This is a genomic window from Aliidongia sp., from assembly GCF_035943795.1.
In the GTDB taxonomy this organism is placed as follows: domain Bacteria; phylum Pseudomonadota; class Alphaproteobacteria; order ATCC43930; family CGMCC-115725; genus Aliidongia.
Window position 1 is genome coordinate 68,489 of the sequence record NZ_DASZBY010000153.1, and the last position, 15,089, is coordinate 83,577.

Here is a 15,089-nt window from a genome sequence, read left to right on the forward strand (position 1 = left end):
TCTGGTCTCGCGGACGGACTACGTCATTCCTTTGCGGTCTCGAGATAAGCGCGCAGTGCATCGGCAACCAACGCCGAAAGCGAGAGTTCCGCTTCGATGGCGTGATGCTTTACCTGCCTGATCAGCTCGATCGGCAGATAGACGTTGAACTGTTTGACATCCTCGTTGGCCATGACCGCTAGAATACTAGCAATCTAGCGTGATGTCAACCGGTGGAGACACCGGTGGAGACATGGTCGGGAGTTCGCCGCGGAACATCGGTGAATGCCTTCGCCGTGACCTACCCGTCGGCGGCGGTGGCAGCGCGGGCGCAGGCCGTGATCTTGGGCGGGATCGGCACGCGGGCCGTCGTCTCGATCCGGGCCGGCGCCTTTCCCGCTCTCAGAGGGGCCGACAGCTTTGCCGTCCTCCGGCAGCAGCACCGAGCCTGAGAGCGAAGAACGATAGTATCTCGTCGCGGGCCGCGATCGTCGGTTGTCCGGCTTCGTCGATCAGGTGCGCGGTCACCACGCTATGCGGGCACGCGACATGTTGCCGGAAGAATGGGGCGACATCCCGGTTCGCCGCACTGTCCGGAACCTCGCGTCCGATGAAACGCTCGCCCAGCGCCTCGGCATAGGCCGCAAAGCGTTGGGCCGCGCAGAACGGGTCGCCCTCGAACCGATAGGCCAGCACGGTCAAGTCGTCCCGTTCGAGCCGGTCGCGGACCGCCTTGACGTCGTCTGGCGCGATTTCGATGCCGCCACGATCGTTCAGCGGCAAGGACGGTTGGCAGAGAACGGGCGCCAGCATCGCCGGCTCGAGCATCATCGTCAGGGCGAAATTGCCGGTGAAGCACATCCCGATGGCGCCGACGCCGGGGCCGCCGCACTCTTCATGTGCCAATCGCGCCAGCGATCGGAGCCATCGGGTCACCGGGCTCGATCCGTTCGCGGCGAAGGCGCGGAACTCGGCGCTCGCGCAGGCCCGCCGAAAAATGGCCGCCCCCTCCTCCGCTCCCGGAACGGCGCCATCGCGACCGAACAACGAGGGCATGTAGGTGGTAAATCCGGCGTCGCGAACCCAGCGAGCAAAACGCGCGACGTGGGGGCTGATGCCGGGCATTTCCGGCATCACGATGACCGCCGGTCCCCTGCCCGCCACATGCACCAGCTTGGTGACGCCGTCGCACGCGATCGCGCGATGTTTGAAATCCTCCAGCGGATCGTCCTGTTTCATGGACCGCTGTGGCATTGCTTGGATCTCCCGGACGATGAGCCGGCATGATTGCGGCGAAACGCCAGTGCCACTAGTGTCGAAAATGACATTTATCGGGGGTTTTCCGACATGACATCCGTGGCCGTTCTCGAGATTCCGGGCCGCATGGCGTCGAGCGCGGCCATCACCTACGACGTCATGGCGACCGCCAATCGGATCAGCGAAATCGTGAAACGAAGCGCACCGTTCGACGTCGAAACGGTTCGCGCACGGCCGCTTCGACACGGGGCGGAACCGGGCCGTGCGGAGCTCATCATCATTCCCGGCCTGGGAGCAGCGTCGACAGAAGCCTTGGACGAAACCCTGAAGAGTCCGGCCTGCCGGCGCGCGCTCGACATGCTGGTCGACGCGTCCAAGGCCGGCACGGCGATCGCCGCATCCTGCACGAGCACGTTCCTGCTTGCGGAGACAGGATTGCTCGACGGCCGGCGGGCGACCACGACCTGGTGGCTGGCACCCGTCTTTCGGCGCCGCTATCCCAAAGTCGAATTGATGAGCGATCGGATCGTCGTGGCCGATTGGCCCCTGGCGACCGGAGGCGCCGCGATGGCGCAGATGGATCTGATGCTTGCTGTCGTGGAGCGGTTTGCCGGTCCAGGCCTGGCGAAAGCCTGTGCCAACTATCTGCTTCTCGACGAACGGCGATCCCAGGCACCGTTCATGGCGATCGGCCATCTGGCAGGGCAGGACGCGAAGATCGCCAAAGCGGAGAGCTGGGTCCGTGAGAATATCGCGCGCGACTTCGGGATCGACGAGCTTGCCGAAGTCGCCGCCGCCACGCCCCGCACCTTCGCCCGACGGCTCAAAGCGGTCTGCGGTCTTTCCCCCATCCAATTCGTTCAACGGATAAGGATCGAAAAGGCCCGGCATCTGCTGGAGACCACCCGCCTGCCCGTCGACGAGATCGCGCGGCGCGTGGGATATGCCGAGCCTTCCACCCTCCGCCGGCTCATTCGACGAGATACGCGGCATGCGCCTGGATATTTCCGCCCCATCGCCTGAGCGGATCGCGACAATGCATCGGGCCGAAGGCGGCTCGTCGGCAGGCATGGGCGCCCCTCGCTTCCGCGAGAGGCGCTGCATCGGACTAGCCGTCGGTTTTACGGAACGCCGCTACTCCGGCGTCCGACACCTTGACCCATTTCGGGTCTGGCGCGGCATCGGGGACGTAGCTCTCGTTCCAGTTCCACCACTTGTACGGCGGGTTCTGCGGGTAGCCTTCCGGCGAATCCTCCCACGTCTCCTGGCGCCCGAGCGCCGTCATGTCCAGATAACTCCAGGTCGTGCCCATCGCCTCGTCGCCGCGACCATTGATGAAATAGGTGCGGAACACACGCTCGCCATCGCGGATGAATGCGTTATGGCCGTGCCATTGGTCCACCCCGAAATCGACATCGAAGCCGTCGGTGATGGTGTACCAGGGCATGTCCCAGCCCATCCGCGCCTTGAGCCGGGCGATGTCCGCCTGCGGCGCCCGCGAGGCATAGACGAGGGTCGTGTCGCGCGCGTTCAGGTGAGCGCGGTGGGCGACCTGGTCGGCGCCCAGCGAACAGCCGATGCAGGCATGGTCCGGCCAGCCATGGACACCGGGCTCGAAGAAGGCGCGATAGACGATCAATTGCCGCCGGCCCTCGAACAGGTCGGCCAGGGTCGCCCTGCCTTGGGGGCCGTCGAACGCATAGGAATTCTCCACGGCAACCCAGGGCATCCGCCGCCGCTCGGCGACGAGCGCGTCCCGCGCGCGGATCATGGCCTTCTCCTTGACGAGAAGCTGGTCGCGCGCGGCCGTCCATTCCTGCGGCGACACGATAGGGGGCGTGTTCATGGTGTGCTGTCCTTCCCACAAATCTTGTCTGGCGACGACGTCGTAGCCATCGCGACCTTCCAGAGCGATGCTCGTCGTCGGTCATGGGAGAATGTGGGAGCCGGGCATCCGGTTGGGGGAGTGACAAGTGTGGCGGGATTTCAGTTGCCGAACGTGCGGCCGACGCGCAGCACGCTGACGAGGCCGCCTGCCAAGGCAAAGACGGCCGCCACAGCAAGGCCGATGCGCGGGGCCGCATCCACCGGCGCGAGCGAGAACAGCAGCGTCATGATGACGGCGCCCATCGTCTGACCGACGAGCCGGGCCGTTCCCTGCATTCCGCCGGCCGCCCCGCTCCGCGCCCGCGGTGCCGAGATGAACATGTTGCGGTTGTTGGGCACCTGGAAAAAGCCGAAACCCAGCCCGCTCAGCATGGTGATGGGCACGATCGGTAGCAGATTGCCGCTGAGCGGCCATAAGCATGCGAGCACCAGCCCGAGGGCGAGGCAGGTGCCGCCGGCCGCGCAGAGCCACGAGGTCGCAAAGCGGTCGGCCAGGCGACCGGAGATCGGGCCGGCGAAGGCGACGGTCAGCGGCCAGGGTGTCATGTAGAGTCCGGTCGTGAAGGCGTCCTGACCCAGTCCATGCTGCAGGTAGAACGGCAAGGCGATGTAGCTGGCCATCTGGCCGGCGAAGCAGAGCACCGAAGCGATTACGGAGATGCGGAACGACCCGTCTCGCAGCAGATCCAGCGGGATGAGCGGCGCTTGGCGCGGCATCTCCCGGCGGATCAAGGCAGCCAGACAAACGGCCGCCACGGCGAGCAGCGGGCCGCCGAGCCACGGCTGCGCGACCATGAACTCCGCCGCGAGCACGAGCGATCCGAACGTCGCGGCATTGAGTACGATGCTGATGAGGTCGAGCTTTCGCGCGCTTCCCGGCGGCTTCGGCAAGGCTCTGCTCATCAAGAGGACAACGGCGCCCACCGGCAGGTTGACCGCAAACAGCCACGGCCAGCTCGATAGTGAAATGATCGTGGCACCGACCGTCGGCCCGATGGCCGCCGACAAGGCGATCACGAGCGAATTCCAGCCGATGACGGCACCGAGACGCCGGTGCGGATAGGTGAACCGGAGCAGGGCCACGCCCAGCGCCATCAGGCAGGCACCGCCCAGTCCTTGAAGAAAGCGCGCCGCGACCAGCCAGGGCAACGACGGCGAAACGGCGCACAGGAGCGACGCCCCGGTAAACACCAGCGCCCCGCCCACGAACACCCGTCGATATCCCAGGCTTTCGCCGAGCGCCGCACACGGAAGAATGGCGATCACCAGGGCAAGCTGGTACCCGGTGACGACCCAGACCGACGCGCCGGGCGAAACCTGCAGCGCGCCCGCGATCGTCGGTAAGGCGACGTTCGCAATCGCGCCGTCGAGCACGACCAGCACCATCGCCGCCAGGACGGCCGCAAGGGCCAGATGGCGCTGCGGCATCGGCAGGCCCTCTTCGGGAATGTCGGTCTCGTTCGTCTGGGTCACGGTCGGGCCTGTCTGTCCAATTCGTTCGAGAGAACATAGCGACCGGCATGGATGGCGGTAGGCGCACCGTATACAGTGAATAGATGCACCGGACGCCACTTCTCGAGCGTCGCTCATTTGCCGGGATGCCCATGCTCGATATCGATCTCAACCTTCTGACCGCGCTCGACGCCCTGCTGCAGGAGGGAAGCGTGGTCGGCGCCGCACGCAGGCTGGGGTTGAGCGCCTCGGCGATGAGCCGGACGCTGGCGCGCCTGCGCGCCGCAACCGGCGACCCGTTGCTGGTGCGCGCGGGCCGCGGGCTGGTGCCGACGCCCCACGCCGGCACGTTGCGCGAGCGTGTCCGCGATCTGGCTCATGAGGCCCGCTCGGTCCTGCAGCCGGCCGACGAAGGGTTCGACGCGACCATGCTGAACCGTGTCTTCACTTTGCGCGCCAATGAAGGTTTCGTGGAGACGTTCGGGATGCGGCTGGTACAGGCCGTGACGGCGGCGGCACCCGGCGTTCGATTGCGTTTCGCGCCCAAGCCCGACAAGGACGTGCGGCCGCTGCGGGAAGGCCTCGTCGATCTCGAAATCGGCGTCCTCGGACGGACGGGACCAGAAGTGCGCCTGCAGGCGCTGTTCCAGGACCACTTCGTCGGCGTGGTGCGCAGCGGCCATCCGCTGACGGCCGGACCCGTCACGCCGGAACGCTATGCCGCATGCGACCATGTCATCACGTCGCGCCGCGGCCGCATGCACGGTCCGGTCGACGAAGCCCTGGCGGGAATGGGCCTCGCGCGCAACGTGGTGGTCACCGTGCCGAGCTTCCCGGCCGCATTGACGCTGGCGAGGGCGTCCGACCTCGTGGCGCTGGTCCCGGCATCCTTCATCGCGGCGGAGCTCAAGCGCCTGTCGGGCACAATCCGGAAAGGATTGGAGAGCTTTGCGCTGCCGGTGCGAACCGAACCGATCACGGTGTCGCAGATGTGGCATCCCCGCATGGAGGCCGACCCGGCCCATCGCTGGTTCCGCGGTCTGGTGCGGAACGCCTGCAGGATCGGTCCCGAGCCATCCGACGTGGAAACATGAATCCGTCGATTGCAGGCCGGCATGCTCGGACCGCCTATGGCGATCCCGATCCATCGGCGATCGCAGCCCGTCTGCGCCGGATCGTCCGGCTGCGCTGCCGCAAGCCCCGCCGAAATCTCGCTTGATCCATCGTGTGGAGGTAATTTCGCACGGCGCCGGACCGTCCGGCAAGCCCGCAAAATGCCGCTGCGGAAAGCATTGATCATCTTGGAAAAATAGCCAAAAAGCTGCTCCCGCCATCGATCGTCCGGGCCGAGAAGAACCCCGTTCGACCGCGAGTTCGAGGAGTGCGAAATGGTTGCAATACGGGACAACGTCGCCAAGGGCATCGATGCATCCATCGCTGACCGGGAGGTGCGGCAGCATCAGGTCGTGATCGCCGGGGGCGGTCCGACCGGGATGATGCTGGCCGGCGAGCTCGCCTTGGCAGGCATTGATGTCGCGATCGTCGAGCGCCGCACGAGCCCGGACCTCGTCGGCGCGCGCGCCGGCGGCCTGCATTCACGCACCATCGAGGTTCTCGATCAGCGCGGCATCGCCGATCGGTTCGTCTCCCAGGGCCAGGCCTATCCTGCCCTGCGCTTCCACATGATCCCGTTGGACATCAGCGATTTTCCAACCCGACACAACTACGTGCTCGGGCTGTGGCAGAACCAGATCGAGCACATCCTGGCCGGCTGGGTCGACGAGCTGCCGGTGACGGTCTATCGCGAACGGGAGGTCACGGGTTTCGTGCAGGACGACACTGGCGTCGACATCGCATGCTCCGACGGCCGGTCGCTCCGGGCGGAGTATCTCGTCGGGTGCGACGGCGGCCGCAGCCTGGTCCGCAAGGCAGCCGGCATAGAGTTCCCCGGGTGGGATCCGACGACGAGCTGGCTGATCGCCGAAGCCGAGTTCGCCGAAGAACCGAAATGGGGGTTCCACCAGGACGCAGCCGGCATGCATGCGATCGGCAAAGTGGATGATACCGCGCGGGCTCGGGTCGTGCTGAGCGAACGGCAGTTGCATCTCGACAGGGAACCCACCCTGCGCGAGGTCGGCGAGGCGCTCGTCGAGGTCTATGGCACCGACCATGGGATCCACAGCCCGCTCTGGATTTCCCGGTTCACCGACATGACACGGCAGGCCGCCGCCTACCGCGATCGGCGCGTCCTGCTGGCGGGCGACGCCGCGCATGTGCATCCCCCGATGGGAGGACAGGGTCTCAACATCGGTGTGCAGGATGCGGTGAACCTGGGATGGAAGCTGGCCCAGGTGGTCAAGCGGATATCGCCCGAAAGCCTGCTCGACACCTACCACGCCGAGCGCCACCCGGTAGGTGCCCGTGTTCTGCGCAACACGATGGCGCAGGTCGCCCTTCGTCGAACCGACGACCGCAGCGAGGCCCTGGCCGACGTCGTTTCCGGGCTCCTGGGCCTGGACGAGCCGCGCAGAAACCTCGCCGCGGAGATATCCGGTCTGGGCGTTCGGTACGACCTCGGCGACGGCCATCCGCTGATCGGGCGCCGCATGCCCGACCTCGACCTGGCCACTACCGACGGCCCGGTGCGGGCCTTCACCTTGCTGCACGATGCCCGGCCGGTGCTGATCAATCTCGGCGAGCCCGGCAGCATCGAGATCACGCCCTGGGCGGATCGGGTCCAGCTGGTCGACGCCAAATACGATGGTGTATGGGAGCTTCCGGTGATCGGGGCGATCGCCGCGCCGGCAGCCGTGCTGGTTCGGCCGGACGGCTATGTGGCCTGGGTGGGGGACCCGACCCCGCTGGGGCTGGCGGACGCGCTGACCACCTGGTCCGGACCGCCGAGGGCGGCGTAGCCGCACCCGGCCCGGTCAGGGCCGCGGACTTCCAGATGAAGCCGATTTATGCACTGTCGACCGCGCGGCCCTTGAGCGCGAACTCTGTCGCAGCACGAACTTTGGGTGAAAGCTGGCGCGACGCCGGATAGACCGCGAGCAGGTCCCGGGGCTTGGGATGCCAGCCGTCGCGACATGTCCATCGCCGTTCCACGATCGGATATCGAGATGTCGATACGGCCTCAAACGCGTCTTCATCTTCTTCGAAAGCAGGGGGGCCGTCGCGCATGCTGTCCCATTTACGATGCGGCCGCAATGTCGGCGAGCGCCCGGGCCGCCGTGGGACGCACCAGCAGATAGAGCGCCGCCAGATGCGTGATCATCAGCGCGGGCACGTAGATGATCGGGATCGCGTAGGTGGCGCCCAATTGCCCGGCCATCGCTGGAAGATTGGCCTGGATCGCGTGGAAATAGTCGAGGATGAGGTCGGCGATCCCCACGAGATTGAAGGCGATGACGAAAAGCCAGAAGAGCGGACGTACCCTCACCGCGAGAAGCGCCAGAATGGCCAGCACCCCGGTCGCGAGGTCACCGTAGGCGGCGAAAGTGGCGAAGCCCGCGGGCAGATCGGGACCGACGACGCCCGGAAGGATGAAGACGAGGCCGAAGAAACGGAAACTATGCAGGGTAGCGATGGCGCGCTGCGCTTCGACCCTGCCCATCGACCTCAACCAAGGCCAGACATACGCACCAAAGCAGAGCAGCCACGCGACATAGCCGAGTACGAGATGGATCTGGAAGAGCGGTTCCGGCGACATTTGGCCTCCTGTCAGCTATTGATCGGCGCGGCCTCGAACGCCGCGGTCAGGACACCGAGCCGGCCTCCCATGAGTAGGGCCGCTGCCCGCGCTCGGCTATTCGCGATATTGTCGATGGGCCATGAAGCAGAACTTCACAATCCGGCGCCGCGCTCGTCAGAAATACCGGGCGAGCCTGAACAGCACGCTTGCGGTCTGTGGCAGACTGCCGAAATCCGAATGCGCACGGCCGAGATCGGCGATGACCAACCCACCGACAGTCCATGCGTTCGACAGGTAGTAGTCGGCCGTGACCTGAGCGAGACTTGAGCCGTCGTAGAGATCTGCGTTGATGAAGCCGGTGATCTCGAGGTTGGGAACGAACGCATCGACCCGATCGGCGCGCAGAAACACGGAATGCTCGCTGAGGGGTTCCTGCTGTTCGGCCGCATAGGATCGGAGATACCAGAGTTCCCTGGTAATGGCCGCGCGCGCGCCGGGTGACGAGCCGGCGCGGAACCAATTGTTCCAGTCGCGCCGCGAGAACCCGGCCTGATTGAAATGATATTCGAGGTTGAAGGTGATCTTCGATTCGGTGGTGTAGGAGCCGCCGACCGAGAGTTCGCTTTGGAACCCGCTGATCGAACTCTCCGGAATCGCACTCGATGCGTTCATCGGCAACGTCCCCGTCTGGCGCCCGTAGCGCAACGCCTCGTCAACCAGGCTCGACCGCGTTCCGCCCGCCCACTCGGCATAGACGACGACATCCTGGCTGACGCTCCGGGTGAGGTTGGTTCCGACCGATGTGCGGTCGGCTTCGTGATAGAGCAACAGCTCGGGCGCGAAATCCTCGGCCAGGTCGGCGCTGCCCTTGACCATAAACCGGGCGTGCGCATTGGTGCGGTCGAAAGACGGATCGAAGCTCCGCAAGTCCGTGCTTTTATAGACCGCCGTCGGATTGGTGAGCTTGGGCGCCACGGCGACCATCAAGGTGCCGCCCTGCCAGATGCGCTCGCCGAAACCCATCACGGTGCCAAGCCTGTCCTCGCGTAGCACGGTGGGATCGACCGACAGCGGATCGACGACCGCGCGGGTCTTGAAAAAATCGGTCGGGTTGAAGCCGACGGCCGCCCCGTTCTTCAGATTGATGCGGCCGGCATCGAGATAGGTGCGGTCGAGCGCTTCCCAGCTCACATAGCCTTCGCGGAAATCGTTGATCGTGTTCTGGTGACCGGGCCCATCGAGGTTGCTCTCAGCCCTGAGGTTGAGCCGGTCGCTGAGCGTCAAAGTCACCCGATCACCGAGCACCCATTGCTTGCGCGCGTCGAGGAACAGGCGCTCCTGCCAGGTCGCCGGCTTGGGCGGCGGAAACGGAACCGGAAGCCCACCGCGCGGCCCCGAACCGGTGAGGGCGTTCTCGAGATAGAGGCGTTGATTGGGCGCGCCGCCGGGCGACACTGCGACCGTCGGCGTCTGCGGCTGCCCCGCCGCCTGGGGGATGAGGTCGAGGTCGCTGTTCTCGTCCGCCAATGCGACGGCGTCGCCCAGGGCCAGCCCGAGAAGTGCCAGGCCGCATAGGCGCGCAATCATTCCGGCTGCAACCGCGGCAGATAATCGCGTTGGAACCAGGCGTCCGGGATGGCCTGAGCATGGAAGTCGCCGAATTTGAAGGTCGTGACCAGCGAGGTGTCGACCGCGTCGATGATCACGGCCTCGGTCGGACGGATGCGGCCGAGCTGTTCTTCGAAGCCGCGATAGTACAGGATTTTCAGCAGCCGGCCGCTGTCCGAATAGAACTTGGCCTTTACGGGGTAGTTGGTTCCGTGCTCCACCCAATATTCGACGCGATTATAGACCGCCTGGTCGTTGGCCGCCTTCATGTCGAGGTGCCAGCACTGGCGGTCCTTGCGGCTGGCGTCCTGGATCGTTTCGTCGCCGAGCAAGGTGCCGCTGTAGTCGACCGCAAAGTTGACGGTCAGCACGTCGCCGATCGCGGCTTGGCCGATCAGGCGCTGCTGTGGCGAGATGCGCACGCTTGCCTTGGAATTGGGGTCGTAGAACCACAGCACGCGGCCATCGAGCAGCACCATCTTGCCCTGGTCGCGCGGCGGCGCCACGTAGCGGATCAGGTTGCGGAACTGGTGCGTGGCCGGGTCCTCCTTGGCATATACGACGAGCACGTTCTGGTCGCGCGGCTTGCCGGCGACGAACTCGGTCAGGGTATTGGTCGACCGAAACGGCTCGCCCGGGTTCCGCACCTTGTCCGAGGCGACGACGATGTCCTGCGCGGTCTCGGCCCGGGCGGCGTCGTTCGTCGCAGCGAACGCGAGGAAGACAGCGGCCACGGCCCGCATGGTTGTTGTCTTAGACATGACGCAGCGCATCCACGACCGGCAGCCGCGCTGCGCGATTGGCAGGAATGAGGGCGGCGAGCGTGGCGATCAGCACGAGGCCAAGCCACGCCCCGATGACGAGGCCAGGCCGGCCGAAGACGTAGAGATAAAGCGGCGACGGGTTGGCGTTGCCGGGCGGCACCCAGGTGAGACCGGCGCCATTCACCAGCGACGCGATGCCGACGGCGAGGATGGCGCCTGCCGTGGCGCCGGCGACACCGATCAGGGCCCCTTCGAGGATGAACTGCCAGCGGATGCGGGCGCGTCGCACACCCATGGCGCGGGTCGTTCCGATCTCGTTGGTCCGCTCCATGACGTTCATGGTCATGGTGTTGACCACCGCGAACAACACGATCACGCTCATGACCAGGGCGATGAACAGGAAAATTCCGCTGAACAGCCGCACGACCTGGCCGTAGAACGGCGTCAATTCGCTGAAATCGCGGATGTCCAAATCGAGGCGATGCTCCTGGAAGAGCGACACCAGCCGCGCCCGCGCCGCTTGCAGGTCCTGGCTGCGGTGGAGCTGGAGCACGATCCCCGTGACCTTGTGCTCGCCGCGGCCGTAGACGAGTTGCTGGGCCAACGCCAGATGCATCGCGATGTAATTGTCGTCGAGCTCCTTGACACCCTGCGGCTCGGCCCCGTTCACCGACAGGCTCACCACGTTGGGAGCACCGCCCGCCGTAGCGGCGAGGAGCTGGATCTGCGGCGCGCCGGACAAGACTTCCGTGGAAGTTTCGTGCCGCGCCAGGCCGACGATATCGGGATCGACCGCTGCGGTAATGTCAGCGGCCGGCCGACCCGCGTCCGGCAGGGGCGGGCAATCGGCAAGCCCCAACCGCGCGCACAGGCCGAGGATGCGGGCGAGACCGAAGCCCATCAATCCAGACGTCTCTTCGGTGTCGGACAACCGGTGATCGGGCGGCCGCGCGGCGCCGATCTCGAATTGATCCCATAGGCGCATCCGGTCGCGATCCGACGGGATCAATCCGACGCCAAGAAACGTCTTCGATGCGTCGACCTCGTCGGAGAAATTGCCGGCGATGCCGACCAGCGACTGCGTCGGCGTCAGGACGTTGATCATCGGCTTCAGGACGGGATCGCTCCCGATCAACTTCATGACCTCGCCATAGCGGTCGATGCCATAAGCTGCGGGATTGCCGGCCCCGAAGAGGAAATAGCCGGCGCGGAAGACGGTCAGATGGCCGATCCGCTGCACGTTGTTGGTCTCGAGGCCTGCGAAGATATAGGTCGTGAAGCCGCCGAAGAGCAGCATCGCCAGCGCGCCCGCCGCAACCGCCGAACCAGTCATCGCGGACCGCCGCCGGTTGCGCAGGATGTTGCGGAACGCGATCTTGAACAGAAGGCTCATTGTACCGCTCCCGCCTTGTGATCGACCAGCCGACCATCGCGGATCACGAAGGTCTCGTCCGCGTGCGACATCAGGTGCGGGTCGTGGGTCGAGAACACGAATGTCGTGTGGAACTGGCTCTGCACCCGATGCATCAGGTCGATGATCGCCGCCCCGGTCTCGGTGTCGAGATTGGCGGTCGGCTCATCGGCGAGGACCAGCGAGGGCTCCTTGACCAGCGCTCGTGCGATCGCCACTCGCTGCTTCTGGCCGCCGCTCAACTCGTTGGGGCGCTGTCGGCTTTGGTTCGCCAATCCCACCGCTTCCAGCATGGCGAGGGCACGCTCGCGGCGTTTCGCCGCCGGTACGCCGATCAGAAGAAGCGGGTATTCGACATTCTCGTACGCGGACAGCACCGGAACGAGGCTGAAGTTCTGGAACACGAAGCCGACATGCCGGGCGCGGAAATCGGCCAGCGCGTTATCCTTGAGCTCACCGATGCGCTGGCCGCACACCTCGACCGTCCCCGTGCTCGGCACATCGATGCACCCCACGAGGTTGAGCAAGGTCGTTTTGCCGCTGCCCGACGGTCCGACGATCATCGAGAAGCTGCGGAGCGGGATATCGCCGCTGATGCCCCGCAAGGCCGCCACTTCCACCGTGCCGGCGCGGTAGGTCTTGGTGACCTCGGTCAGCCTCACCGCGGTCGCGTGACGATGGTCGCGCGCGTCATCAAGGACATCGGTCAATGCAGGATCCCTCTTGGTCTTCGGGCCGTCGTCGCGCCTCCGGAGCCTCCCATCACCCTGACTCCGGATTTGCGAGCTAGATGTACGTCCCCTTCCCGCGCCCGACTATTCGCGCTAATGTCGATGGGTTATGAAGCAGAACTTCACAGTCCGGCAGGGCGCACTCGACGGCTTGGAGGCGTTCCTGAGCGTTGCCGAGCACCGCAGTTTCCGCAAAGCGTCCGCGGAACTGGGCGTCACTCCATCTGCCGTGAGCCAGACGATACGCGCCCTCGAGGCGCGTATCGGCGCAGCGCTCTTCATGCGCACGACACGCAGCGTCGGCCTGACCGAGGCCGGCGAACGCTTCCTTTCACGCGCAAAGCCGGCGTTCGAAGAGCTGGTCGCCGCGAGCGCCGTTGCGCGGGATCTCGGGCAGCGGCCATCCGGACTCCTGCGCCTCACGGTGCCCCGCGCCGCAGTGCCGATCCTGCTGGAGCCGCTGATCGCATCCTTCGCCCAGGCCTATCCGGAAGTGGAGGTGGAGATCGCCGCCAGCGCGGAGTTGGTCGATCTCGCGGCCGAAGGGTTCGATGCCGGGGTGCGAATGGGCCAGTTCATCGCTGCCGACATGGTCGCCGTCCGGCTGACGCCGCCCTTCCCGCTTGCGGTCGTCGGCAGCCCTGGTTATCTGCTCCGGCGGACGCGGCCCGGGCGCATCGACGACCTGCGGGATCATGCCTGCCTGCGCATGCGCCGCTCCAACGGGACGATCGCCCCCTGGTCCTTCATCGACGGCAACACGCCGATCGAGGCGATCGTTGCGGGACCGCTGATCGCCAACGACTTTCCCACCCTGCTGGGTGCCGCCATCGAAGGTGCCGGGCTTGCGCAACTGCCCGAGCCGATGGCCATCGGACCGGTGGTCGCGGGAAAACTCGTGAGTGTCCTGGAGCCGTTCGCGCCGATGGCGCCGGGCATGTTTCTGTACTATCCCAGCCGCCATCAAATGATGCCGAAACTACGGGCCTTCATCGATCACGTGAAGGGCTCCCGCGGGCGCTGCCAACCGGACCCGGATCGATGACGAGCCAATAGCATGGTCACGCAGGAACGCAGGTCAGCCTGACCGCGTCCTCGCCGACGGGATCGGTGGCGATCAGACGAAGCGGCGGCCGGGCACCGATGAAATACGGCTTGCCGCGGCCCAGCACGAAGGGGCGGAAGTAGAGACGATACTCGTCGATGAGACCGAGCTCGGTGAGACCTCCCGCCAGATCGGGCCCGGCGACGTCGATGTCGCCTTCGACGCCTGCCTTCAGCTTGCGCACGAACGCTTCGAGATCTTCACCGACGAGCGTGGCGTTCGCACCGACCGACTTCAGCGAGCGGGAGGCGACCCATTTCGTCTGCGCCCGCCACACCGACGCGAAGTCGTGTTCGACGGGGCCCCACTCCGGCCGGTCCTCGTCCCAATAGCACATCACCTCGTACATGCGACGACCGTACAGACTGCCGGCGAGGCTGCGAACGTGATCGTTGAAATGACGATGGAGCGTCGCGCCGGGCGCCGGCAACTGCGGCCCGTCCGCCGCGCCGGCGACATAGCCGTCGAGAGACTGCATCATTCCGAAGACGAGCTTGCCCATAGCCTCACACCTCCGCACGATCTGCCCGCACGGCAGCTTAGAGCATCCTCACCCGCCGAGGAAACGGCCGAGCCCGGCGGGTTCGGTATCGCGCCATCGGCGGACATTCGGCTTGGCAGGAAGTTTTGGCCAGTCTGGGCTCACTGACGCGCTTGCCAGGCGCACCTGATCACAATCATGGAGGTTCCGGGAATGGTTTCTCAAGCGCTCACCGTTCTGCTGGTGCTGTTCTCCATCCATGCACTCCTCAAGTTCGCTTTCTTCTTTTTCCTGCCCTATCGAGTGAGAAGGCGCGCGCTCGATCGCGCCTATGACGGCCGGGCGAGTGCAACCAAGGGATCCGACGGCGTCCTGCTCTGCCTGTGCCTCGTGCTGGTCGGGCTTCTCTTCACGGCGGGCGCAGACCACGTCAGCTTCATCACGGGGCTACTCGTCGGCGCGACCCTGATCCAGCTCTACTTCCACCGGTTTTCCCTGCCGCTTGGAGCAGAGGAAACGCCCGCGCCACCGGCCTCGCCCATCAAGATCATGTCTTATGCCATCCAGGCGCGACCGGCACGACCCTGGCGGGAACTGCTGTTGTTCGCTGCCTTGATCCTGTGGGGGCTGTATCAGTTCTACAGCCACATGCATGCCGCATGACGGCTGCGGGCGGCGAATGGTCGCCGACACCTTCCTGGTGTCTCTGGATGCCGAGCC

The 15,089-nt window shown here is 65.7% G+C and carries 15 protein-coding genes; 5 read left to right on the forward strand and 10 right to left on the reverse strand.

Features of this window, described 5'->3' with window-relative positions; genetic code table 11:
• Positions 1 to 23: 23 nt before the first annotated feature.
• Both VGV37_RS29470 and VGV37_RS29475 read right to left on the reverse strand, forming a co-directional pair.
• Positions 24 to 173: a CopG family transcriptional regulator gene (locus tag VGV37_RS29470; protein ID WP_326883440.1), complete on the reverse strand. Its 150-nt coding sequence runs from the start codon at positions 171 to 173 to the stop codon at positions 24 to 26.
• A gap of 208 nt (positions 174 to 381) precedes the next feature.
• Positions 382 to 1,482 (reverse strand): dienelactone hydrolase family protein, encoded by a 1,101-nt coding sequence (locus tag VGV37_RS29475; RefSeq protein ID WP_326883441.1) that lies wholly within the window; start codon positions 1,480 to 1,482, stop codon positions 382 to 384.
• On the opposite strand from VGV37_RS29475, the gene VGV37_RS29480 reads away from it, so the two are divergent.
• A complete protein-coding gene (locus VGV37_RS29480) occupies positions 1,396 to 2,259 on the forward strand; it encodes a GlxA family transcriptional regulator (RefSeq protein ID WP_326883442.1) in 864 nt (287 codons plus the stop codon). The two genes, VGV37_RS29475 and VGV37_RS29480, sit on opposite strands and share 87 nt — an antisense overlap.
• An 85-nt stretch (positions 2,260 to 2,344) precedes the next feature.
• Here VGV37_RS29480 and VGV37_RS29485 read toward each other — a convergent pair whose 3' ends face one another.
• Together VGV37_RS29485 and VGV37_RS29490 are read right to left on the reverse strand one after the other, a co-directional pair.
• Complete coding sequence (locus VGV37_RS29485) at positions 2,345 to 3,082, reverse strand: DUF899 domain-containing protein (protein ID WP_326883443.1); 738 nt, start codon at positions 3,080 to 3,082, stop codon at positions 2,345 to 2,347.
• A gap of 140 nt (positions 3,083 to 3,222) precedes the next feature.
• Positions 3,223 to 4,596 (reverse strand): MFS transporter, encoded by a 1,374-nt coding sequence (locus VGV37_RS29490; RefSeq protein WP_326883444.1) that lies wholly within the window; start codon positions 4,594 to 4,596, stop codon positions 3,223 to 3,225.
• A gap of 131 nt (positions 4,597 to 4,727) precedes the next feature.
• Between VGV37_RS29490 and VGV37_RS29495 the strand changes: the two genes are divergently transcribed.
• Positions 4,728 to 5,669 (forward strand): LysR family transcriptional regulator, encoded by a 942-nt coding sequence (locus tag VGV37_RS29495; protein ID WP_326883445.1) that lies wholly within the window; start codon positions 4,728 to 4,730, stop codon positions 5,667 to 5,669.
• Between the two features lie 294 nt (positions 5,670 to 5,963).
• Positions 5,964 to 7,490: an FAD-dependent monooxygenase gene (locus VGV37_RS29500; protein WP_326883446.1), complete on the forward strand. Its 1,527-nt coding sequence runs from the start codon at positions 5,964 to 5,966 to the stop codon at positions 7,488 to 7,490.
• Between the two features lie 278 nt (positions 7,491 to 7,768).
• On the opposite strand, the gene VGV37_RS29505 is transcribed toward VGV37_RS29500, so the two are convergent.
• The 5 genes from VGV37_RS29505 to VGV37_RS29525 form a co-directional block, all read right to left on the reverse strand.
• On the reverse strand, positions 7,769 to 8,287 hold the full coding sequence (locus tag VGV37_RS29505) for a hypothetical protein (RefSeq protein ID WP_326883447.1): 519 nt from the start codon (positions 8,285 to 8,287) through the stop codon (positions 7,769 to 7,771).
• A 156-nt stretch (positions 8,288 to 8,443) separates the two neighbouring features.
• On the reverse strand, positions 8,444 to 9,856 hold the full coding sequence (locus VGV37_RS29510) for a hypothetical protein (RefSeq protein ID WP_326883448.1): 1,413 nt from the start codon (positions 9,854 to 9,856) through the stop codon (positions 8,444 to 8,446).
• Positions 9,853 to 10,638 carry an outer membrane lipoprotein-sorting protein gene (locus VGV37_RS29515; RefSeq protein ID WP_326883449.1) on the reverse strand — a complete coding sequence of 262 codons (786 nt, stop codon included), beginning with the start codon at positions 10,636 to 10,638 and terminating at the stop codon, positions 9,853 to 9,855. Before VGV37_RS29515 ends, VGV37_RS29510 begins: the two co-directional genes overlap by 4 nt.
• The gene (locus tag VGV37_RS29520; RefSeq protein ID WP_326883451.1) at positions 10,631 to 12,034 is read right to left on the reverse strand and encodes an ABC transporter permease; all 1,404 of its coding nucleotides are present in this window, start codon (positions 12,032 to 12,034) and stop codon (positions 10,631 to 10,633) included. The genes VGV37_RS29515 and VGV37_RS29520 overlap by 8 nt, the downstream gene beginning before the upstream one ends.
• Entirely contained in the window at positions 12,031 to 12,762 is a 732-nt protein-coding gene (locus VGV37_RS29525) for an ABC transporter ATP-binding protein (protein ID WP_326883452.1), read from the reverse strand. Before VGV37_RS29525 ends, VGV37_RS29520 begins: the two co-directional genes overlap by 4 nt.
• A gap of 130 nt (positions 12,763 to 12,892) precedes the next feature.
• On the opposite strand from VGV37_RS29525, the gene VGV37_RS29530 reads away from it, so the two are divergent.
• Positions 12,893 to 13,828 (forward strand): LysR family transcriptional regulator, encoded by a 936-nt coding sequence (locus VGV37_RS29530; protein WP_326883453.1) that lies wholly within the window; start codon positions 12,893 to 12,895, stop codon positions 13,826 to 13,828.
• Positions 13,829 to 13,844: 16 nt separating this feature from the next.
• On the opposite strand, the gene VGV37_RS29535 is transcribed toward VGV37_RS29530, so the two are convergent.
• A complete protein-coding gene (locus VGV37_RS29535; RefSeq protein ID WP_326883454.1) occupies positions 13,845 to 14,390 on the reverse strand; it encodes a dihydrofolate reductase family protein in 546 nt (181 codons plus the stop codon).
• Between the two features lie 192 nt (positions 14,391 to 14,582).
• Between VGV37_RS29535 and VGV37_RS29540 the strand changes: the two genes are divergently transcribed.
• The gene (locus VGV37_RS29540) at positions 14,583 to 15,032 is read left to right on the forward strand and encodes a hypothetical protein (protein ID WP_326883456.1); all 450 of its coding nucleotides are present in this window, start codon (positions 14,583 to 14,585) and stop codon (positions 15,030 to 15,032) included.
• The last annotated feature ends 57 nt before the right edge of the window (positions 15,033 to 15,089 follow it).